This is a genomic window from Halomonas sp. KO116, assembly GCF_000734975.2.
Classification (GTDB): domain Bacteria; phylum Pseudomonadota; class Gammaproteobacteria; order Pseudomonadales; family Halomonadaceae; genus Vreelandella; species Vreelandella glaciei.
This window is the reverse complement of sequence record NZ_CP011052.1, coordinates 738,790-760,200: the sequence shown is the minus strand read 5'-3', so window position 1 is coordinate 760,200 and position 21,411 is coordinate 738,790. Positions and strand designations below refer to the sequence as shown.

At 56.0% G+C, this 21,411-nt stretch carries 20 protein-coding genes and 1 riboswitch; of the genes, 13 read left to right on the top strand and 7 right to left on the bottom strand.

Annotated features, from left to right (window positions below):
- Positions 1-30 precede the first annotated feature (30 nt).
- The 4 genes from hydA to KO116_RS03520 all read left to right on the top strand — a co-directional run bounded on the left by hydA (position 31) and on the right by KO116_RS03520 (position 5,247).
- Entirely contained in the window at positions 31-1,470 is a 1,440-nt protein-coding gene (gene hydA / locus KO116_RS03535; RefSeq protein WP_035561104.1) for a dihydropyrimidinase, read from the top strand.
- 39 nt (positions 1,471-1,509) lie between these two features.
- A complete protein-coding gene (locus KO116_RS03530; RefSeq protein WP_035561102.1) occupies positions 1,510-2,889 on the top strand; it encodes an NAD(P)-dependent oxidoreductase in 1,380 nt (459 codons plus the stop codon).
- Positions 2,886-4,229: an NAD-dependent dihydropyrimidine dehydrogenase subunit PreA gene (gene preA / locus KO116_RS03525; RefSeq protein WP_035561099.1), complete on the top strand. Its 1,344-nt coding sequence runs from the start codon at positions 2,886-2,888 to the stop codon at positions 4,227-4,229. The genes KO116_RS03530 and preA overlap by 4 nt, the downstream gene beginning before the upstream one ends.
- A gap of 166 nt (positions 4,230-4,395) precedes the next feature.
- Positions 4,396-5,247 (top strand): ABC transporter substrate-binding protein, encoded by an 852-nt coding sequence (locus KO116_RS03520; protein ID WP_035561097.1) that lies wholly within the window; start codon positions 4,396-4,398, stop codon positions 5,245-5,247.
- 8 nt (positions 5,248-5,255) lie between these two features.
- On the opposite strand, the gene KO116_RS03515 is transcribed toward KO116_RS03520, so the two are convergent.
- Together KO116_RS03515 and KO116_RS03510 are read right to left on the bottom strand one after the other, a co-directional pair.
- On the bottom strand, positions 5,256-8,300 hold the full coding sequence (locus KO116_RS03515) for an efflux RND transporter permease subunit (RefSeq protein ID WP_035561094.1): 3,045 nt from the start codon (positions 8,298-8,300) through the stop codon (positions 5,256-5,258).
- Position 8,301: 1 nt separating this feature from the next.
- Positions 8,302-9,396, bottom strand: coding sequence for an efflux RND transporter periplasmic adaptor subunit (locus KO116_RS03510; protein ID WP_052703718.1), 1,095 nt, complete (start codon positions 9,394-9,396; stop codon positions 8,302-8,304).
- A gap of 180 nt (positions 9,397-9,576) precedes the next feature.
- Here KO116_RS03510 and KO116_RS03505 point away from each other — a divergent pair, with 180 nt between their 5' ends.
- From KO116_RS03505 to KO116_RS03490, 4 genes are all read left to right on the top strand, one after another.
- Entirely contained in the window at positions 9,577-10,200 is a 624-nt protein-coding gene (locus KO116_RS03505) for a TetR family transcriptional regulator (RefSeq protein ID WP_035561609.1), read from the top strand.
- Positions 10,201-10,270: 70 nt separating this feature from the next.
- Positions 10,271-11,536, top strand: coding sequence for a cytosine permease (gene codB, locus KO116_RS03500; RefSeq protein ID WP_035561090.1), 1,266 nt, complete (start codon positions 10,271-10,273; stop codon positions 11,534-11,536).
- A 16-nt stretch (positions 11,537-11,552) separates the two neighbouring features.
- Positions 11,553-12,809 (top strand): cytosine deaminase, encoded by a 1,257-nt coding sequence (gene codA / locus KO116_RS03495; protein WP_035561087.1) that lies wholly within the window; start codon positions 11,553-11,555, stop codon positions 12,807-12,809.
- A 32-nt stretch (positions 12,810-12,841) separates the two neighbouring features.
- Positions 12,842-13,001, top strand: a riboswitch (FMN riboswitch).
- 104 nt (positions 13,002-13,105) lie between these two features.
- On the top strand, positions 13,106-13,603 hold the full coding sequence (locus KO116_RS03490) for a 6,7-dimethyl-8-ribityllumazine synthase (RefSeq protein WP_035561084.1): 498 nt from the start codon (positions 13,106-13,108) through the stop codon (positions 13,601-13,603).
- A gap of 48 nt (positions 13,604-13,651) precedes the next feature.
- Here KO116_RS03490 and KO116_RS03485 read toward each other — a convergent pair whose 3' ends face one another.
- Positions 13,652-14,101, bottom strand: coding sequence for a GNAT family N-acetyltransferase (locus KO116_RS03485; RefSeq protein WP_035561082.1), 450 nt, complete (start codon positions 14,099-14,101; stop codon positions 13,652-13,654).
- Positions 14,102-14,205: 104 nt separating this feature from the next.
- On the opposite strand from KO116_RS03485, the gene KO116_RS03480 reads away from it, so the two are divergent.
- The 3 genes from KO116_RS03480 (at position 14,206) to KO116_RS03470 (ending at position 16,348) form a co-directional block, all read left to right on the top strand.
- Positions 14,206-14,811 carry a DNA-3-methyladenine glycosylase I gene (locus KO116_RS03480; RefSeq protein ID WP_035561079.1) on the top strand — a complete coding sequence of 202 codons (606 nt, stop codon included), beginning with the start codon at positions 14,206-14,208 and terminating at the stop codon, positions 14,809-14,811.
- Between the two features lie 144 nt (positions 14,812-14,955).
- Positions 14,956-15,621 (top strand): phosphatidylcholine synthase, encoded by a 666-nt coding sequence (gene pcsA / locus KO116_RS03475; protein WP_035561075.1) that lies wholly within the window; start codon positions 14,956-14,958, stop codon positions 15,619-15,621.
- A gap of 34 nt (positions 15,622-15,655) precedes the next feature.
- Positions 15,656-16,348 carry a uracil-DNA glycosylase family protein gene (locus KO116_RS03470; protein WP_035561073.1) on the top strand — a complete coding sequence of 231 codons (693 nt, stop codon included), beginning with the start codon at positions 15,656-15,658 and terminating at the stop codon, positions 16,346-16,348.
- A 16-nt stretch (positions 16,349-16,364) separates the two neighbouring features.
- Here KO116_RS03470 and KO116_RS03465 read toward each other — a convergent pair whose 3' ends face one another.
- A complete protein-coding gene (locus tag KO116_RS03465) occupies positions 16,365-17,813 on the bottom strand; it encodes an aminotransferase-like domain-containing protein (protein WP_035561070.1) in 1,449 nt (482 codons plus the stop codon).
- 164 nt (positions 17,814-17,977) lie between these two features.
- Between KO116_RS03465 and KO116_RS03460 the strand changes: the two genes are divergently transcribed.
- Positions 17,978-18,190, top strand: a complete 213-nt coding sequence (locus tag KO116_RS03460) for a DUF1127 domain-containing protein (RefSeq protein ID WP_035561067.1) — start codon at positions 17,978-17,980, stop codon at positions 18,188-18,190.
- Entirely contained in the window at positions 18,177-19,049 is an 873-nt protein-coding gene (locus tag KO116_RS03455; protein ID WP_035561064.1) for a PhzF family phenazine biosynthesis protein, read from the top strand. The genes KO116_RS03460 and KO116_RS03455 overlap by 14 nt, the downstream gene beginning before the upstream one ends.
- A gap of 71 nt (positions 19,050-19,120) precedes the next feature.
- Here the strand turns inward: KO116_RS03455 and KO116_RS03450 are convergent, their stop codons facing one another.
- From KO116_RS03450 to KO116_RS03440, 3 genes are all read right to left on the bottom strand, one after another.
- Positions 19,121-19,519 carry an Hsp20/alpha crystallin family protein gene (locus KO116_RS03450; protein ID WP_035561059.1) on the bottom strand — a complete coding sequence of 133 codons (399 nt, stop codon included), beginning with the start codon at positions 19,517-19,519 and terminating at the stop codon, positions 19,121-19,123.
- Between the two features lie 37 nt (positions 19,520-19,556).
- A complete protein-coding gene (locus KO116_RS03445) occupies positions 19,557-20,018 on the bottom strand; it encodes an Hsp20/alpha crystallin family protein (RefSeq protein ID WP_035561055.1) in 462 nt (153 codons plus the stop codon).
- 208 nt (positions 20,019-20,226) lie between these two features.
- Positions 20,227-21,279, bottom strand: coding sequence for a class I fructose-bisphosphate aldolase (locus tag KO116_RS03440; protein ID WP_035561606.1), 1,053 nt, complete (start codon positions 21,277-21,279; stop codon positions 20,227-20,229).
- Between the last annotated feature and the right edge of the window lie 132 nt (positions 21,280-21,411).

The following is a 21,411-nucleotide window of genomic DNA, read 5'->3' as shown; positions in this document are numbered from 1 at the left end:
CCCCTCAAACAATTATCTAAGGAGCGAACCATGAGCTTATTGATCAAGGGCGGCACCGTTGTCACCCACGCGGATACCTACCGCGCCGATGTGCTGTGTGTAGACGGTAAAATCCACGCCATTGGTACCGATTTAGCTATCCCCGACGATTGCGAGATCGTCGATGCCAGCGACCAGCTGGTAATGCCCGGCGGCATCGACCCGCATACTCATATGCAGATGCCGTTTATGGGCGCGGTGGCCAGTGAGGATTTTTATACCGGCACCGCCGCGGCCATGGCGGGCGGCACCACGACCATTATTGATTTTGTGATTCCCAGCCCCGGCCAGTCGCTGCTGGAAGCCTTTGAAACCTGGCAGGGCTGGGCAGAAAAAGCCGCCACTGATTTCGCCTTCCACGTGGCGGTCACCTGGTGGGACGAGAGCGTCAAAGAGGAGATGGGCACACTAGTGCGGGAACACGGGGTCAACAGCTTCAAGCACTTTATGGCCTACAAAGGCGCCATCATGGCCACCGATGATATTTTGGTGGAAAGTTTTTCGCGCTGCCTAGAGCTAGGCGCAATCCCCACGGTACACGCTGAAAACGGCGAGCTGGTGTACCACATGCAGCAAAAGCTGCTCGCCCAGGGTATTACCGGCCCAGAAGCCCACCCGCTTTCCCGCCCGCCCCAGGTAGAAGGCGAAGCGGCCAGCCGGGCGATTCGCATTGCCAGCACGTTAGGCGCACCGGTGTACTTGGTACACGTGTCGACTAAAGACGCCGTGGATGAAATTGCCTACGCCCGCCAGCAAGGCCACCCGGTATTTGGCGAATGCTTGGCGGGTCACTTGGTGATTGATGACAGCGTTTATCAACACCCTGACTGGGCAACGGCGGCGGCCCACGTGATGAGCCCTCCTTTCCGACCCAAAGGCCATCAAGAAGCGCTGTGGCATGGCCTGCAATCCGGAAATTTACAAACCACTGCCACCGACCACTGCTGCTTCTGTGAAGAGCAGAAAGCCGCCGGTAAAGATGACTTTACCAAGATCCCCAACGGCACTGCGGGTGTGGAAGATCGCCTCGCCGTGCTATGGGACGAAGGCGTGAATACCGGCAAGCTCTCGCCCCAGGAGTTTGTCGCCGTCACTTCCACCAATACCGCCAAGATCTTCAACCTCTACCCGCGCAAAGGGGCAATTCAGGTGGGATCGGATGCCGACATCGTGGTCTGGGACCCTAACGGCACCCGCACCATTTCCGCTAAAACCCACCATCAGAACGTCGACTTCAATATCTTCGAGGGCAAAACGGTGCGCGGCATAGCACGCCATACGGTTAGCCAGGGCAAGTGGACGTGGCGCGACGGCGAGCTGCACGCCGAGCGTGGCGCGGGCCGCTACCTAAAACGCCCCGCCTACCCTGGCGTATTCGAGTTACTCGCCAAACGTGCCGAGCTGAATGCGCCAATGGCCGTTAAGCGCTAACCCCGGCCTTCATAAGAACAGAGCAATGGAGAAACGACCGTGACCCATTCACTTGATCACCTACCCAGCGCAAAAGAGGTCGGCACCTACGACCCAGCGACGTTGGCACATAATTTCAGCGACCTTCATCCACCGCTGACGCCGCGTCAGGCCATCATCGAAAGCCAGCGCTGCCTCTACTGTTATGACGCGCCCTGCGTCGAGGCCTGCCCGTCGGACATTGATATCCCGAGCTTTATTCGCCAAATCAGTGATAGCAACATCAACGGAGCAGCGCAAACCATTCTGGAAGCCAATATCCTGGGCGGCAGCTGCGCCCGGGTTTGCCCCACCGAAATCCTCTGCGAGCGCAGCTGCGTGCGCAACCACGACACCGAGTGCCAGCCAGTGCTGATCGGCCTGTTACAGCGTCACGCCACCGACCATATGCAGTTCGATGGCCATCCGTTCAAACGCGCTGCCAGCACTGGCCGCCACATCGCCGTGGTCGGCGCCGGGCCTGCCGGGCTCTCCTGCGCCCATCGCCTGGCGATGCTGGGCCATCAGGTAACGATTTTTGAAGCTGAGCAAAAGCCCGGCGGGCTCAACGAGTACGGCATCGCCCGCTATAAAATGACCGACGACTTTGCCCGCAAAGAGGTCGAGTTTTTACTGGAGATCGGAGGCATCGACATCCAGTACGGGCAGCGCCTAGGCGATCACCTCACCCTCGATACGCTGCGCCAGCAGTACGACAGCGTTTTCCTAGGCCTGGGGCTCGGTGCCAGCCGCGCGTTAGGGCTCACAGGAGAAGACGCCCCTGGCCTGATGCCCGCAGTGGATTACATTAAAACCCTGCGTCAAAGCGATGACCTGGGCAGCCTAGCCGTGGCGAAACGCTGCATTGTGATTGGCGCAGGCAATACCGCGATCGACATGGCGACCCAAATGGCACGCTTGGGGGCAACGGAGGTTACGCTGGTCTACCGCCGGGGCATCGAGTCGATGTCCGCCACCGGCCACGAACAGGAGATCGCCAAGGCCAACGGCGTGCGCATGATCACCTGGGCACAGCCCGACGAGATTCTGCTGGATAATCAGGGCCGTGTGGCAAGCATGCGCTTTGCCAAGACCGCCGATCAAGCAGGACGATTAACCACCAGTGGGGAAACCTTCGAGATTACCGCCGACGCCATTTTTACCGCTATCGGCCAAAGCTTCGAGGGCGAAAGCCTCCGCGATACTACTGCCGCCGAGCTTGCTCGCGACGGCGAACGCATTCACGTCGATGAGATGTTCCAGACGTCACTACCCAATGTTTACGCTGGCGGCGACTGCGTAAAACCCGGTCAGGATCTCACCGTACAAGCCGTGCAACACGGCAAGTTGGCGGCCCACGCCATTCATCAAGCGCTCGCCGCTAAGCAGGAGGCCGCATGAACACGACACCTTTTACTCCCCTCTCTTTTCCAGGCAAGAAAAACAGTGGCGACAGTGTCGTCAACGGCGTTGATCTATCGGTTAACTTTGCCGGTATTAAAGCCCCTAACCCGTTCTGGCTGGCCTCCGCACCGCCCACCGATAAAGCCTACAACGTGGTGCGCGCTTATGAGGCCGGCTGGGGCGGCGTGGTTTGGAAAACCCTCGGTGAAGAGCCACCGGCGGTCAACGTCTCTTCCCGCTATTCGGCCCACTACGGCAAAAACCGCGAAGTGATCGGCTTTAACAATATCGAGCTGATTACCGACCGCTCGCTTGCGATCAACCTTCAAGAGATCACCCAGGTGAAGAAGGATTGGCCCGACCGCGCGCTGATCGTCTCCATCATGGTGCCCTGCAACGAGGAGGCCTGGGCGTATATTCTGCCCCTGGTGGAAGCCACTGGCGCGGACGGCATCGAGCTCAACCTGGGCTGCCCCCACGGCATGCCGGAGCGCGGCATGGGGGCAGCAGTGGGTCAAAACCCTGATCTGATCGAAAAAGTCACCTACTGGTGCAAAAAGCACTACTCCAAGCCAGTGATCGTGAAACTGACGCCCAATATCACTGATATCCGCGTAGGCGCCCAGGCAGCACTACGGGGTGGCGCCGATGCGGTCTCGTTGATCAACACCATCAACTCGATCACCAGTATCGACCTGGATAATATGGTTGCCAAGCCCACGGTGGGCCATCAAAGCACCCACGGCGGCTACTGCGGCAGTGCGGTGAAGCCCATTGCGATGAATATGGTGGCGGAAATAGCCCGCGACCCGGCGACACCAACGCTGCCAATTTCCGGTATTGGCGGCATCTCCACCTGGCGGGATGCGGCGGAGTTTATCGCACTCGGTTCCGGCAGTGTGCAGGTGTGCACCGCGGCAATGCTCAACGGGTTTCGGATTGTGGAAGAGATGAAAGATGGTCTTTCCCGTTGGATGGCGGAAAAAGACTACAACTCCATTGAGGCGTTTTCCCGCAAGGCGATACCGCAAACCACCGACTGGAAACACCTGGATATCAACTTCAAGACCATCGCCAAAATCGATCAGGATTTGTGTATTGAGTGTGGCCGCTGCTATATCGCCTGCGAGGACACGTCCCACCAGTCGATTGCCAAGCTCACCGAGCAGGACGGCGCGCGCCGCTATGAGGTGATTGAAGAGGAGTGTGTAGGCTGCAACCTGTGCCAGATCACCTGCCCGGTGGAAAACTGCATCACGATGGTACCGCAAGAAACTGGCCAACCCTTCTTGGCCTGGGATAACGACCCGCGCAATCCTTTCCGGGTCGCTTCTTAAGCACGCTCTTCAACAGCTGCTAGTGCTACCCGCCGCCCTCAATTTTTGAGGGCGGTCGCGTTTTCTGCAACATGTTGTTCCGACACCGAGTAGCGACAAGAGACCACTTCCCTGAGAAAATGAGAAATTATCGCATATAAAATATTTTCTCATAAAAGGAATACCAATGAAGTTCGCTATCACTACCGCCGCTCTACTCTTAGCAACTGCCAGCGCTAGCGCGGACGCCGACCAGCGTATCGCCACCTTCGATTTAGGCAGCTTGGATACACTCGACGCGCTCGGCTTGAGCACGAAAGTGGTGGGTGTACCTAAAGCCAGCTTGCCAAACTACTTAGAGCAGTACGCAGCAGATAACTACACTGATATTGGCGGGCTGCGCTCGCCGGATATGGCCGCCATCGAAGCAAGTGCGCCTAGCCTAATTTTATACACTGGTCGCCAGGGTGACTGGGAAGCAGAACTCGGCGACATCGCCCCGCTGCTCAACACCAGCCTACAGGGTGACGACTATCTGACTGCTTTTAACGCCAATGTGCGCGAACTGGCAAGCCGTTTAGAGGCGGAAAGCGAAGCTGAGGAGGCGCTTAAAGCGCTGCATGCTGAGATAGAAACTCAGCGCGAAGGGCTAAGCGATGCTCCCCGCACGCTGGTAGTAACCCATAATGGCGGTAACCTGATGCTTAATCAGCACCCGGTCGTGTACGACGTGCTGGGTGTAGACGCACTAGAAATGCCGGATAGCGTAACCAGCGAAGTCCGTGGCACCCGCACTTTTACGCCGCTTTCTGCTGATGCCATTGCCGACATCAATCCAGACGTTGTGCTAGTGATCGACCGCAGCGCCGCCATTGGTGATGAACCTGCCAATGCGGAGGCCTTGACGCAAACGCTGTCAGACGCCGGCACCGACAATGCGCAGATTGTTATGCTAACACCTGCACTGTGGTATCTCTCCGGCGGCGGCCTACAGAGCCTTGCGCTGCAGGTCGAAGAAGTCGCTGCAGCGCTGAACTAATCTCTCGGCTAATCGGCATGTATCTTAATACGGTAAAGCACGCAGTAAACCACCGGCAGAACGACCAGGGTTAACAGCGTGGCGACACCCAGGCCACCGATCAACGCCACCGCCATGCTGGCGAAGAAGGCATCGCTGATCAGCGGGATCATGCCCAGCATGGTGGTTAACGCAGCCATGGCGACCGGACGCACACGGCTGACGGCGGCTCGCACTACCGCGTGGTAGCGGTCTTGGTGCAGCGGCAGCTGCACGTTGATCTCCTCCACCAGTACGATGGCATTTTTAATCACCATACCGATCAAACTCAGCGTGCCCAGCAGCGCCATAAATGAGAAGGGCATCCCGGTAACCAGCAACGCGCCCACGACGCCAATAATCGTTAGTGGTACCAGCGACCAAATGGCCAGCGGCTGGCGGAAGTTATTGAATAGCACCACGGTGAGAATAAACATCATCACTATGCCCAGCGGCAATGAGGAAAATAGCCCACTCTGCGCTTCGCCTGCGGTCTCAAACTCACCGCCCCACTCCAACCGATAGCCTGAAGGTAGATCCAAGGCTTCCACCCTTGGGCGAATGTCGGTCAATACGCTGGCCGCGGTCACGCCGCTTAACGGGTCGGGTTCCCCGTACACCGCCAGCATACGTTCGCGATTGCGGCGCATAATCAGCGGATCTGCCACCTGTGTGGTGATATCGCTGATGACTTGATCGGCGGTAATGTAGCGGCTCTGCTCTGCGCTCCATACGTTAAGTGAGCCAAGGTTATCCACATCGTGGCGCTGCTCTGGAATCGACCGCGCCACTATCGGAATCAGGTCGCTGCCGTCGCGGTAAACGCCCACCTGGCTGCCACTGGTACTCAGCGCAAGAGTGCTGGCCAGGTCTTCGCGGGTCACGCCCAACCTACGCGCAGTATCCTCAAGAAAGACGGGCTCAATCGCCTGCACGCGGTTACGCCAACTGGTGCGCACGCTGGTCATATTCGGTGTATCGCGGAACATGGCCTCAACCTGATCGCCCAACTGGCGCAGCACCGCTGGGTCGCTGCCGTAGAAGCGCGCCTCTAGCTTGGCTTTCGGCGCGGGGCCGACTTCCAACGGGACGATTTTAAAGTCGATATCGCTGTGGTCGCGCTCAAGCACTTGCTCAACGTCGGCCATACGCGCTTGCTGGATCGCTTTATCGTCGGTTTCGATAATTAACTGCGCATAGCTTGCGTAGCGGTCTTCCGGTGAGTAGGTGAGAGTAAAGCGCTGCGCCCCACCGCCCACGGTGGTGGTCAGGTGGCGAACGCCCTCCATCGCCATCACGCTTTCTTCCAGTTCGCTAACGCGGCGTTGGGTTTCGAGAATATCGGTGCCTTCCGGCGTGCGGTAGTCGACAAAAAAGATCGGCGTATTCGAGGCTGGGAAAAAGGCATTTTTGACCGAACCAAAGCCGACTACCGCGCTGGCCAGTATTGCCACCATCACCGCTAAGGTTACCCAGCGCCAACGAATACCGGTGATAATGACGCGGCCTACAAAACGATATACCACGCCTTTATAGGGATCATCCTGTCCATCGCCAGGGGCAACGCTGCGGAAAAACAGCTTGAAGTAGAACGGTGTTAACGTCAGCGCCGTGACCCAACTCAGCAGCAGCGAGTAGAGCAGCACGAAAAATAGCGAGCCGATGAACTCACCGGTGGTGTCGGGCGATAAACCGATGGGCGCAAAGGCAGCAATCGCGATTAGCGTGGCCGCCAGCAAGGGCCAGGCGTTTTGGCGAATCACTTGGTGCGCAGAATCACGAATAGTGCCGCCGCGCTTTAACCCCACCAGCATGCCTTCGGTGACCACAATGGCGTTGTCCACCAGCATGCCCAGAGCAATAATCAGCGCTCCCAGCGAGATTTTCTCCAGCTGCAAACCGTGAAAGCGCATCAGCATAAAGGTGCCGATAATGGTGATCAGCAGGATAAAGCCCATTAACAGACCGCTGCGCCAACCCATAAACAGCATCAGCACCACAATCACGATGGCGACCGCCTGGATCAAGCTGACCAGGAAACCGGATACCGCGTCATCGACCACCTGGGGCTGGTTGTAAACGACGTTCAACTCCATACCCAGTGGCGTGCGGGTTTGCAGTTCATCCAGACGCTGCTGTAGCCGTTCGCCCACTTCGACCACATTCACACCGCTTTCAAAGGAGACGCCCAGCGAGATGGCTGGCCTCCCCATATCGCGGTAAAGCTGCTGGGGCTGCTCCGCCAGCTCTCGGCTCACATCGGCAATATCGCTCAGCCGCACCAGCTCGCCGTCGCCCTCGCTGACAATCAGCGCGCGCAGATCGTCAATATCTGCCGCACTGCCCGTTGGCGTGATACGGAAGCGTCGACCATCCTGTTTGAGATGCCCAGAATCCGCCACCGCATTTTGGGTATCCAGCAGCTGCTGTAGCCGGGTTAGCGGAATATTGAGTGCGCGCAGGCGTTCGCGATCAACTTCGATATAGATGCGCTCTTCGTGCTCACCGCTTAGCGACACCTTCGCGACGCCTTTCACCAAGGCGAGCTCACGCTTGAGAAAATCAGCGTGGTCAGCCAGATCCGGCATGCTATAGCCGTCGCCCGTCAGGTTGACCATAAAACCAAATACATCGCCAAAGTCGTCATTAACGCGGGATTGACTCGCACCCGGCGGAAGCGCGGCCTGGGCATCCTGTACTTTACGCCGCAGCGAATCCCATAATTGCTCCAACTCCTCGTTCTGCACCGTACTTTCGAGTTCAACGGTGATCTGCGATAGGCCATCGGAGCTCACCGAGCTAACCCGTTTGATCGATGACATCGCCTGGATAGACTCTTCCAGTGTCGAAGTGACTTCCTGCTCGACCTCTTCAGGCGTCGCACCGGGGTACTGCGTGGTGATCAGCGCATTGCGGATAGTAAATTCGGGGAACTCCAGCTGGCCCATGCCTAAAAAAGACAGCGCGCCGCCCGCCAGCAGCACCACGGTCATTAAATAGCTGGCCGCTCGGTGGCGTAGAAAGTAGTCGACCATTTTAAAGCCCCTGCTCTTTTTCCCACGGGGTCACCTTGGTGTCCTCGGTTAAGCGGTGGGCTCCCGCAGCCACAACGCGATCACCCGCCGCCAGCTCTCCGCTGACTTCCAGACCGTTTGAGGTTAGCCGACCGACCTCGACCGGTACCGCTTCAACGTTTTCTGGCTCAACGAATCGCCATACCAAGGCCTGGTCGGGATCATCACCGGCATAGCTCACCGCATCAGCGGGTAGGTGCCACAGCGGAGCGCTATTGTCGGTTTGCAGCGAGCTCAAATCGAGCCGCACGTTGGCACTCATGCCGTCTAGAAGAGTGATATCGTCCGGCTGGGGCAGCGTTAGCGTGACTTCATACGCCAAACTCTGCGCGCTGGCCTGGGTGGTGTAAGAGGCGAGCTGGGCGAGGTAAGGTTTATCGCTATTGCCAAAGCGCACTTCAAACGCCAACGCGTCTCCGAAGGGCGTTCCATTGCTTCGCGGTATGCGCTGCACGATCTGCTCCGGCAGATGAAACACCACATCTAACTGCCCTGGCTGCTGGATCACCGCAACAGTTTCCTGCACCTGAACAATCTGGCGGTTATCCACCGGCACTTGGGCAATCACCCCATCGTAAGGGGCGCGTAGCTTGGTATGCTCGACCTGCTCTTGGGCCTGTTCAAACGTTGCCCGGGCGGCCCGCCACTCGCTTTGCGACTCATCAAACTGGGATTGGCTGACCGCACCACGTTGCAAGGTATAGCGCATGCGTTCTAGCGTTGCCTCGGCTAGCTCCAAGCGCGAGCGGGCGCTGTCCAGCTCGCTTTGGACATTGCGATCATCAATGCGCGCGATGACTTCGCCCTCGCTCACCTGCTGGCCGGGGCTGACATTAAGCGCCAGTAACTCCCCGGCCATACGAAATGACAAATTGCTGCGCGTAGAGGCTTCCACCCGGGCCGGAAACTGCCGTAAGGCCGTCGCATTTGCCGACTCCAATACCGTCAATTTCACCGGCCGTGTGGCATCAGGTGACTGCGCTTGGGGTTGCTCACAGCCGGTTAGCACGAGCAGGGCCAGTAGAATGGGCAGTGAACGGAGAAGAGTAACGGCCACGAGAGGCTCCTTGATAGCGGACAGCACGAATTTTCAAACCTGCATTCAAAACATGAAGTGCGTAACATGGACACTTCACTGACATTCATGAATGTCAGTGAAGTGTATAATAATCACCATGCGGCGACTTTGCTATTTATCAGTGCCAAAATGCCGCTAATTCTATTAACAGGAGCCGCCATGTCCCGTCGTAAGGCTGACGCTGAACGTACCCGAGAAGCGATTCTCGACGCTGCGGAAACTACCTTTCTTGCTCAAGGCGTTTCGCGCACCACACTGGCGCATATTGCTCAGGAGGCGGGAGTAACAAGGGGGGCCATTTATTGGCACTTTGAAGATAAAGCAGCGGTATTCGATGCGCTGCTGGAGCGTGTAAGACTTCCATTGGACGGCATTGTCGATGATGCAGTGCAGCGCCTCGGCACCACGCCGGTTGAATGCCTCCGCGATATCGCTCAACGCTCACTGGCAGGAATTTGTCACGACCTTCCGCTGCAGCGGGCAGCCACCATCGTGCTCCACCGCTGCGAAAAATTGGAAGATAAACACCCTCGAATTTGCATGATCACCCAGCTCCCCAAACATGCTGAAGCACAGGTGGAAGCACTATTTGAGCAAGCACAAGCAGACGGCAACTTACGCGCTGACCTAACCCCAGCCAGCGCCCGCCGCCAGTTTCATGGCTTTTTGATCGGGGTTTGCTTTGATTGGCTGCAAGACCCGCAACAGTACTCTCTGGCAGATGAGTGCGACGCCATCGTAGAGACATTAATGCGCGGTTTGTTGGTGGAAAATACGCCGTGAAACAATGAGTATGACTTGGCACGCGGGTTGCTTGTATCACCAGGAGAACCTAACTAACCTGGAGCGTGCCATGCACCACTCTGACTACCCCCTTAGCGAAGTCCCTACCAGCGCCCGCAAGGGCTTGCTATCCACCTCGGCAGTGCTGCTCGGCTTTACCTTTTTCACCGCCACCATGTGGGCAGGTGGCACCTTAGGCCAGGCCTTTCCGATTGGCCAACTGCTATGGATCATACTGATTGGCAATCTGCTGCTGGGGGGTTACGCAGCAGCCCTCGCCTATATTGCGTGTAAAAGCGGGCTCAATTCGGTACTGATGGGACGCTTCTGCTTTGGCGAGAAAGGCAGCAAACTCTCCGACTTTATCCTTGGTTTTACCCAAATCGGCTGGTACGCCTGGGGTACAGCGACGATCGCACTGGTGTTAGTGCGCACCACTGAAATGCCTGAATGGCTGGAAATCCCCTTAATGGTGCTCTTTGGGTTTGGCTTCTGTGTGACCGCCATGATCGGTTACAAGGGGATGGACTGGCTGTCACGCTTTGCTGTCCCGGCAATGATGCTGTTTATTCTGATTAGCCTGTTCACCGGACTGGTGGATGTGCGCGGCTTTGCGGGCCTTAGCCAGCAAACACCCACAGAAAGCATGAGCGTGGCAGCGGCCATCACGGTCATTATTGGTACCTTTATTAGCGGCGGCACCCAAGCCACCAACTGGAGCCGCTTCGCCAAGACGCCGAAAATTGCCGTCATCTCCACCATGGCGGCTTTTTTTGTAGGTAACGGCTTAATGGTGCTGACCGGCGCGCTGGGCACCATGATTTACCAGCAGGCAGATATCGTGGATGTATTGATCGCCCAGGGGTTTGTCACCATCGCCGTGCTGATGCTGTTTCTGAATATCTGGACGACCCAGGACAACACCATCTACAACTTCGCCGTGGCGGGCTGCAATTTACTGCGTACCGAAAAACGCCGGTTGGTGACGGTGGGCGGCGCAGCGATTGGCACTGTGCTCGCGGTAGGCGGCATGTACAACCTGCTTATTCCGTTCCTGGTACTGCTCGGCACCTTTATTCCGCCCATGGGAGGGGTCATCATGGCGGACTTCTGGCTCAAGCATAAAGGCCGTTACCCCGCTTTGGATGCCGCTCAACTGCCCGACTTCAACCGCAGAGGGCTGGCTGCCTATGCGCTGGGTGCCGGGGCTGCCTACTTTTCTCCGTTACTACCGCCATTGGTAGGGGTCGCGGTGGCAGCGGGCAGCTACGCCGTGCTGCTGCGTTTAAACCACGCTACGCTGAGCGATACGCTTCCTTCACCCGCTAAACAATAAGTGAGCCCTTTTTCTTATGCCCATGCAGATCATTAACGCCCGCCTACGCCAGCGCCCAGAACTTTATCGGCTGGAAATTGAGAACGGCACGTTCACCGCCATCACCGCACAAGATGCACCACAAACAGCGAGCGCGGGGCAGGTTGATGCAGGCGCCAAGCTCGTCTGCGCGCCGTTTATCGAGCCCCATATTCATTTAGACGCAGCTCTTACCGCGGGCGAGCCCAGCTGGAACCAAAGCGGCACGCTGTTTGAAGGCATTGAGCGCTGGGGTGAGCGCAAACCCATGCTCACCGAAGCCGATATTCGCGAGCGCGCTCTGAAAACGCTTAATTTATTAATCGGCAATGGCGTTCAGTTCGTGCGCACCCACGCTGACACCAGCGACCCAAGCCTGATTGGCCTTAAAACGCTGTGTACCTTGCGGGATGAACTGAAGGATAAAATCGATATTCAAGTAGTCGCCTTTCCCCAAGACGGCCTGCTCTCCTACCCCGGCGGAGAAAAGCTAATGGAGGAGGCGCTGGAATTCGGTGCCGACGTAGTGGGTGGCATCCCCCATTTCGAATACACCCGCGAACTGGGCGTGGCGTCCATGAAGCGGGTAATCGAACTTGCGATCAAGTACGACCGCTTGGTGGATGTGCACTGCGACGAGATCGACGACCCCAATTCGCGCTTTCTTGAAGTGCTGGCCTGCGAAGCGCTCTTTAATGATTTAGGCAGCCGCGTGACCGCAAGCCACACCACCGCGATGCACTCTTACGATAACGCCTACTGTTCCAAGCTGTTTCTGCTACTCAAGCGCTCGGGCATTAATTTCGTCTCTTGTCCCACCGAAAGTATTCATTTGCAGGGGCGCTTCGACACCTACCCCAAACGGCGCGGCGTCACACGGGTAAAGGAACTCAACGAGGCGGGCATCAACGTCTGCTTTGCCGAAGACTCCATTTTTGATCCTTGGTATTCGTTGGGTAACGGCAAGCTTTTGCGAACACTGGATTTCGGCCTGCATATCTGCCAAATGATGGGTTATCAAGACTTTAGTCAGGCGCTTTCGCTGATTACTGACAATAGCGCTCGCACGCTGAACATCGAAGAACGCTACGGCATTGAAGTGGGCAAACCGGCCAGCTTCAACCTGCTGGAAGGCGAGGATGATTACAGCGTGCTGCGCAATCAAGGCGAGGTGCTGCTTTCGGTGCGCCACGGCGAGATCATCATGCAGCGCGACCCCGCCAAAATCACCACGCCGCCTTGGCTCGGCTTTTAGAATAAGCGTAAAATGGCTGGGCTGATATTCAGCAAAGTTCTCAGGGCGGGGTGAAAGTCCCCACCGGCGGTGATACGGCCTTTGAACCAGGCCGCTAAGCCCGCGAGCGCTCAAGCAAGCAATTGCTTGAGGTCAGCAGATTCGGTGAGAAACCGAAGCCGACGGTGATAGTCCGGATGAAAGAGAACGGCACCTTAGACACGCAACGTTAACAGTGGCTATGCCATCTGTTACGGCTGCCTGACGACCGGTTCCGCGTGCCCTGATTCTGGTACAACTTATCCAAGAGAATGACCATGAATCAGACATTTCCGCTGACACTTTCTACCCACACCACGTCTCAACGCATCGCGTTTATTCAAGGCCACTGGCATCAGGATATCGTCGAGAAGGCCTATGAAGCCTTTATTGCTGAAGTAGAACGCTGTGGTCTTAACGCCAAACAAGTAGACCCCTTCACCGTTTCCGGTGCTTACGAAATTCCCTTGCAAGCAAAAGTACTCGCCCAAAGTGGCCGCTATGGCGCCATTGTCGGGGCTGGCTTTGTGGTCGATGGCGGTATTTATCGCCACGACTTTGTGGCTCATGCGGTGATTGATGGCTTGATGCGTGTGCAGTTAGACACGCAAGTGCCGGTGATCTCGGCAGTATTAACACCGCATCACTTCCATGAGCACGCCACGCATCACGACTTCTACACCCAACACTTTGTTACCAAAGGGAAAGAAGCCGCCCATGCGTGTCTGAACACGATGGAAAACCTGCATAGAGCGCGCAAGCTAAGCGAGGCTTGATGCACTGCGGTTCAGGCTCGGCTAGGCGCCGAGCCTGAACTGCTTAATTCACTTCACATCAAGCAAGTAACCATAAAACGCCGTATTGCGCTGCCAGCCCAATGACTCATAAAGGTGCTGGGCACGCTCGTTCTCTACCTGCGTCATTAATATCAAGCGTGCCACGCCATGCTCTTTGGCGAGTTTTGTAGCGGCTTCCATTAACGCCCTTCCCGTGCCCTTATCGCGAGACTCTGGAAGCACAAAAAGATCATTTAGCGTCCAGCGCGCGTTTAAGCCCACCGTGGAAACCCCAGGGTAAAGCTGAACAAAACCAGTGAGCCGACCATTCTCACTCTCACTAACGAGAATGCGTGAATCCGCTTGCCCAAATCGTTGGCGCAAAAAGGCACGAGCGGCCTCCACATTACTAGGCTGAGCGTAGAATTGCCGATAACCATCTAACAGTTCCGTTAGCGTATCAAGGTCATTAATCGTGGCAGGGCGAACAAATGTCATACTCATCTCCAGGCTCGTTTGCTATCACGCCAATAACGTTATAGTGAGTTAACACCTAATTGCTAACTGAAAACAGCTTTTATCACCTGCTCAGGAAACGCTCTATGCCCGACTTCATCGCCCCTGATGGTCATCCCCGCTGCCTATGGTGTGGGGGCGCGGCGGAGTTTTTGCCTTACCATGACAACGAGTGGGGCTTTCCAGTGGCTAACGACCAGCGGCTGTTCGAGAAGCTGTGCCTGGAGAGCTTTCAGTCCGGGTTGAGTTGGCGCACCATTCTCAATAAACGCGAAAACTTCCGCGCCGCTTTTCACCATTTTGATTTTCATCAGGTTGCCCGGTTTGACGAAGACGATGTGCAGCAATTGCTGCAGAACGCAGGTATTATTCGCCATCGCGGAAAAATCGAAGCGGTGATTAATAATGCTTTAAGGGCGCAAGAAATGGTCGAACAGGAAGGCTCGTTAGCCGCCTTCTTTTGGTGTTTCGAGCCAGACACCAGCTCCCTCCCTCCGCCGCAAACCCAGGCCACCTCGCCTGAATCCATCGCGCTATCCAAAGCGTTAAAAAAGCGCGGTTGGAAATTCGTTGGTCCAACAACCGCTTTTGCCTTTATGCAGGCGATGGGGTTGGTCAATGACCACTCGCTAAACTGCATCACCCGCGTGCAGGTTGCACAGGCACGGCAGCAATTTAAGCGGCCGATATAAAAAAACAGTGATAGGGTATGGTTTTTGACACGCTTATCAATAAACCGAACAGCAAGGGGACGACACGTTCCCAATGGGGTCAACGTGGTTCAATCATTCTCTTCACCTACAGAATCCCGCACCTCACGATATAAAGCTTGGAGTGTGCATATATTCACCGCCAGCGGTGTACTACTCGGCACCATGGCGCTGCTTGCACTGGTCGATAATAATCCCGTCGCCTGCCTCCTCTGGCTGGGTGCTGCGATGATGATTGATGGTATTGATGGCACTCTGGCGCGTAAGTATGAAGTGAAGACGATACTGCCCCACTTCGATGGCTCAACGCTCGATATGGTCATTGATTACCTGACCTGGGCCTTTATTCCTGCCCTCTTTATCTACTACTTTATTGAACTGCCGCCCTATTTTGCACTGCTCTCAGTATTCATTATTCTGCTGTCGTCGATGTTCTGTTTCTGCAATGTCGATATGAAAAGCCAGGACAACTACTTCGTTGGCTTTCCAGCCGCCTGGAACATCACCGCCGCCTATTTTTACATTATTGATTTACCTCCTTTTATTACCTTTGCCACTATCGTTGTTCTCGCCATTCTCACCGTGACTAAAATGAAGTTTCTTCATCCCTTTCGCGTGCGTTTGTTCATGCCACTCAATATCGCCGTCACCCTGCTATGGTGCGTGTGTGCGACGTCACTGATACTTTCCAGCCCTGAGCACGCCGCTTGGGCAGTATGGGGGTGGGGCATTGCCTCTGTTTACTTCGCCGGCATGTGCCTATGGCGCACGGCGCAAGAGTGGTTTGATTGAACCAGCCGACTGGCTGTAGCAAGGAGCATGGAAGATGTCACTGACCCCGCGGCAACAGAAGAAATTCAGAGCGCTGGCGGCAGAAATCGAAGGAGTCGATGTCGAAGTCTACCAGCGTTTTGAGCGCGACCCTCTGGAGCCGATCATCGGCCTTGGCAAGCCGAACCTACGCATTGGCTTTTTCGGACGCGACCCAGGGCGCGATGAGGTTCGCCATGGGGAGCCCTTTATCGGCGCTGGCGGGCAGTTGGTCAGAAAGGCGCTGCATGAGCACCTTTATGATGAAAAAATGTCTGACTTCGAGGCCTCGCGCGCCGTGGGCGAGCACTTTTTCTGGATCAACACCGTGCCCTACAAACCCATAGGCAACAAGGCGTGGTCCATGAAGGTCAAGCGCCACTTTCACGGCTTGATGAACGAAATCCTGATCTCCCGCTGGGAAGGGCGAACCCTGATCACGCTGGGTCGCGAGGCTTTTCTATGGTTCGGCATCGGCCGCTCAAAAGAGGAGCGTGCACGCCTGGAGGCATTCTGGAAGCGCGAGGATCGCTTTGAAAGTAGTATCGAAGTAACGCTAGAGGATGACCGGGGCGAAGCACAAACCTTTCAACTCTATCCGCTGCCTCACCCCTCTCCGCTCAATCAGACCTGGTATGCACGCTTTCCAGGTCTCCTGAAACAGCGCTTAGAGCAATTGGATGTGCGCCAGGGTAACCTCACCTTATGAGGCTGTGATCGCGCCCTCATCCCAGCACGGCTGCATGCGCCTGCGCGTCCTCCACCATCTCAGTAGCCAGCTCACCCACCGTACGTACGGCCGCTTCAATCGCGGGCGTTAGCGTAAACGCGTAGTTCAGGCGCAAACATTGGCGAAACTTGCCCGAAGCTGAAAACAGTGACCCCGGCGCTACATGGATAGCATGCTGCGCTAAGCGCTGATTGAGCTTCACACAATCCACCGCAGCGGGCAGCTCCACCCAAAGCAAAAAGCTGCCTTGCGGGTAACTGATACCCGCCCCCTTGGGGAAGTAGCGCTGCACCCAGCTGATCATGATATCGCGCTGGCGCTGATATTGGCGGGTGGCGTAACGGACATGGCGCTCGTAGTGCCCTTTGGCGACGAACTCCGCTACGGCCAGCTGCGGCAATGTCGCCGAGGCGCCGGTGGAGACATACTTCATATGCAACGCTTGGTCACGATAGCGCCCTGGCGCCAGCCAACCCACTCTTAACCCCGGCCCCACCGTTTTGGAAAAGCCACTGCACAGCATCACGCGCCCGTCGTCATCGAAGGATTTGACGGTGCGCGGCCTGGGCAGGGTAAATGACAGGTCACCGTAGATATCGTCTTCGATAATCGCCACATCGAAGCGTTGAGCAAGCTGAAACAGCGCCCGCTTACGCGCCTCGGGCATGGTGTAACCCAGCGGATTGTTGTAAGTGGGCGTGACCTGTATGGCGCGGATTGGCCACTGTTCCAGCGCCAGCTCTAGAGCTTCCAGACTAATACCGGTTTGTGGGTCGGTGGGTATCTCCAGCGCTTTTAAGCCGTTGGCCTTAAGGATTTGCATGGTGCCGTAAAAGCTCGGCGAGTCGACAGCTACCACATCGCCAGATTGGGTGAGGGTGCGCAACGCAATCGACAGCGCCTCCTGGCAGCCAGTCGTAACCACAATGTCGTCCGGGTGTAGCAGGCAGCCCGAGGCAATGGCCAATCGCGCCACCTGTTGGCGAAGCTCGGGGCTACCGCTTAGTTTGTCGTAGTTGAACCCGTGCAGGTCACTGCTGCGATGCAGCCCGGCGAGAATCTTCGACAGTGGCCGCAGCGTCTCATACTCAAAATTCGGTATGCCACGCCCCAGCAGCAGCAGCAGCCGCACGTCATCACGTTGGGTAGCGACGAGCTCCAGCACTTGATCCCATTGGGAAATATCCAGCGGGCGCTGTGCGGGTCGTGAGACCGACGGTAGCACTGATGGCACGCGGCTAGGCAGCACGAAGTAGCCCGATTTTGGTCGAGACTCGATCAACCGCACGTCCATCAGCTGACGGTAGGCCTCCTGGGCCGTCGAAATGCTAACGCCCAACTCCTGACAGACCGCACGAATAGAGGGTAGGCGATCACCTACCCGGTAAATGCCGTGCTCAATACGCTCCCGCAAAACCGTGGCGACTTCTTCATAACGTGTCATGACACTATCCCGCCCACACTCGAATATCAATACAGATGCCCTATTCTGTGGCCATACAGAGCGCCAGAACACCCTTCTGTATTCTAAAAATATTAAATACTATATCTGTATTGATATAGTAGCACTAAGTAAGCTGGTTGAGCAGATAATAAGGAGGATTAGCCATGCCGCGCTTCAGCCTTACCCAGCTTCGCTATCAGTTGCGTTATCAACTGCGCCAGTACCGTCACTACCGCCGTAGCCGCCGCCAACTGCTATCCCTTGATGACAGGCTACTTGACGATATTGGCATTGACCGCACACAGGCGCTCAAAGAGGGACATAAAGCGTTTTGGAAGCATACACCACTCGATGAGGGGCCTTATGAAAACCGCTGAGTATTACCTACTCGACGTCTTTACCGACCAGCCGTTTACCGGCAACCCATTGGCCGTTTTTCTAGAGGCTGATGGGTTGGCAGCCAGTACCATGCAGGCGCTGGCTAATGAGCTTAACCTGGCCGAAACGGTGTTTTTAAGTGCCGCTACTGGGCCGAATCACTACCCGATGCGTATTTTTACACCAACGCGAGAGCTGCCTTTTGCCGGTCACCCCACGGTTGGCACCGCGCATCTGCTAAGGGAACTGGATGTAGTGAACCGCGGGCAAGGCGTTGTGCTCCAGCCTCCCATCGGCGAGCTCGTGGTTAATTATGAACAAGGTAGGGCAACGTTTAAGACCGCCCAACCCGCCATGATCACAGACAGCACTATTGATCGCACCACGGCCGTTGAGCTGCTGGGATTGGACATCCATCAGGTGATGGGTGATCCGGTGATTGCCTCCTTCGGGCTGCCCTTTCATTTGATCGAACTCACTGACGTGGCAGCGTTAGAGAACGTGCGAATTTCTACAACGGCTTGGGCAAGTGCTGTTGCAGCCAGCAGTGCCGTCCAGGTTTATCTGTATGTGATTGAACAACAAGGTGGGGCAGAAACAGTGGTCAAAAGCCGCATGTTCTGTATGCATGCCAGCATTTGCGAAGACCCCGCTACCGGCAGCGCCGCAGCCGCTTTAACCGGCTATTTGGCCTCACTTCAACCCGATACCTTGCAGTGCAAGATTCACCAGGGTGTTGAAATGGGTCGTCCCAGCGTTATCTACACAGCAGCAAATGGCGGTATCAAACCCGGTTTTGTACAGGTGGGCGGTAACGCAGTGATAGTGGGTAAGGGAGAGTTTTACCTAGAACTGTAACCAAAAGCTGAAACAAAAAAGAGTGCCCACGATATCGCGGACACTCAGCATCTGTTCTCAGTTGGCTAACGTTATGCTGCCTGTACCTCAATACGACGGGTACGGTGGCTATCTTTCTTGGGCAGCGTTAGCGTCAGTACGCCGTTGACGAGAGTGGCGCTAATGGCATCACTGTCCACTTCGTGACTGAGGTTGAAACGCCGCGCAAAACGCTGGCCGCGAACTTCGGCGTGCAGCGCGCTCAGCCCTTCGGGCATATTCAGCGCTATCTCACCCTCCAAGCTCAGCACGTTGTTGTCGAGCTCTATTTTCAGCGTCTCATTAGTAACGCCGGGCATATCTGCCAACAGTTTGAGCGCGTTAGACTCCTCAATGATATCCACCGCTGGCAGCAGGGTTTCTTCACGGCGTTGCTCTTCGCCACCTTGTTGCAGCGGGGAGTGGTTGGATGAACGAACAACGTTATTCATGATTTATCCCTCCTTATTCAAGGTTAACAAACATGATTTACGCCGCCTGAACATCAATACGCCGCGGCTTGAGCTCTTCGCGCTTAGGCAGCACGATCTCAAACACCCCATGGGCATGGCGTGCCTCTGCCCGTTCGGCATCGAGACCGTCGGGAAGCGCAACCGCTCTCACAAACTCACCGCTGGCGCGCTCACGACGAAATACCGGGCGCGAGCTGCCATCGTCATTACTACCCGTCACAGCATCGCGTTTGCCACGCAGTGTCAGCACATTGTCCTGAACATCGATGGTCAAATCCGAGGGTGCCAGACCCGCCGCAAACACATAGACCCTCACGGCATCGTCGCTACGCGCCACGTTGATCATCGGAAAACTACCACGTGGCACCGCGCGAATATCCATCGCATTGCTGTCGGGCAAGAAGCCATCCAGCAACTGGCTAAACCAGTCAAACTGGCGAGGCAAGCCGGTTTCAAAACGCTTGAGATCATCGAACATATCGAACACCTCCTACGTTAAGCAGACTATGAAAATCGTCATAAGAGGCAGCCTCTTACTCTTACACAACTTAAAGAAGCAGCCTCTACGCTGTAAAAATAGGAGCGGTCAGTCGATTTTCAAGGGTCTGGATGGCAATTTTTTTGGACTTTTAAACCTGCCAAGGACAGCACATTAAGGCCGCTTTAAAAACCGATGCTCACAGCGGTTAAGCGACCGTTACATCGGTAGAGAGATAGACATCCTGAATAGCATGCAGCAACTCAACGCCTTCCTGCATGGGTTTCTGGAAGGCCTTGCGCCCTGAGATCAAGCCCATACCACCGGCGCGTTTGTTGATCACCGCCGTGCGCACTGCTTCGCCGAGATCAGAGTGCCCCTTGGAGCCCCCGCCGGAATTAATCAAACCCGCGCGACCCATAAAGCAATTGGCAACCTGGTAGCGGGCCAAATCGATGGGGTGGTCAGTGGTTAGCTCGCTGTAGACATTATCGTGGGTATGGCCAAAGCCTACTGCACGGTAACCGCCGTTGTTCTCAGGCAGTTTCTGTTTGACGATATCCGCCTTGAGGGTTGCGGCCATGTGGTTAGCTTGGCTGGTGAGGTCGGCGGAGACGTGATAATCGGTGCCGTCCTGCTTGAAGGCTGGATTGCGTAAATAAGCCCACAAGACCGTTACCATTCCCAATTGGTGAGCGCGCTCAAAGGCCTCGCTAATCTCCATGATTTGTCGACGGCTCTCATGGGAGCCAAAGTAAATCGTCGCCCCCACCGCCACGCATCCCATGTCGTGGGCCTGGTCTACATCGGCAAATAGCGTTTGGTCGTATATCGCTGGATGGCTCAACGTCTCGTTATGGTTCAGCTTGAGCATCATCGGGATTTTGTGGGCATAACGCCGCGCCACCGACGACAAAACACCCAGCGTCGATGCTACGCCGTTACATCCCCCTTCAAGTGCCAGCTCAACAATGTTGGCTGGGTCAAAGTAGCGCGGATTGGGTGCGAAGGAAGCACCCGCTGAGTGCTCAATACCCTGATCCACCGGCAGCAAGCTAAGGTAACCGGTACCTGCCAAGCGGCCGTGATTAAAAAAGCTCTGCATACTGCGCAGCACCGCTGGGCTGCGGTCGCTATCTGCCATAACACGGTCAATAAAGTCTGGGCCCGGCAGGTGCAAGCTATCCCGGGGTACGCCCTGGCACGTGTGATTAAGCAAACTATCGGCGTCACTGCCGAGCAAAGCGGCTATATCAGTCATGATGAGCTCCTTTATGTTCATATGTAACAAAAAGTAAGTGTATGCCAAAAACTGCTGAATGAAGTGTATCGATTTAATAAAGCCTAGCGCTTCAATAGAGCATAGGGGAAGCACCGCTGCAATCATGTGGCG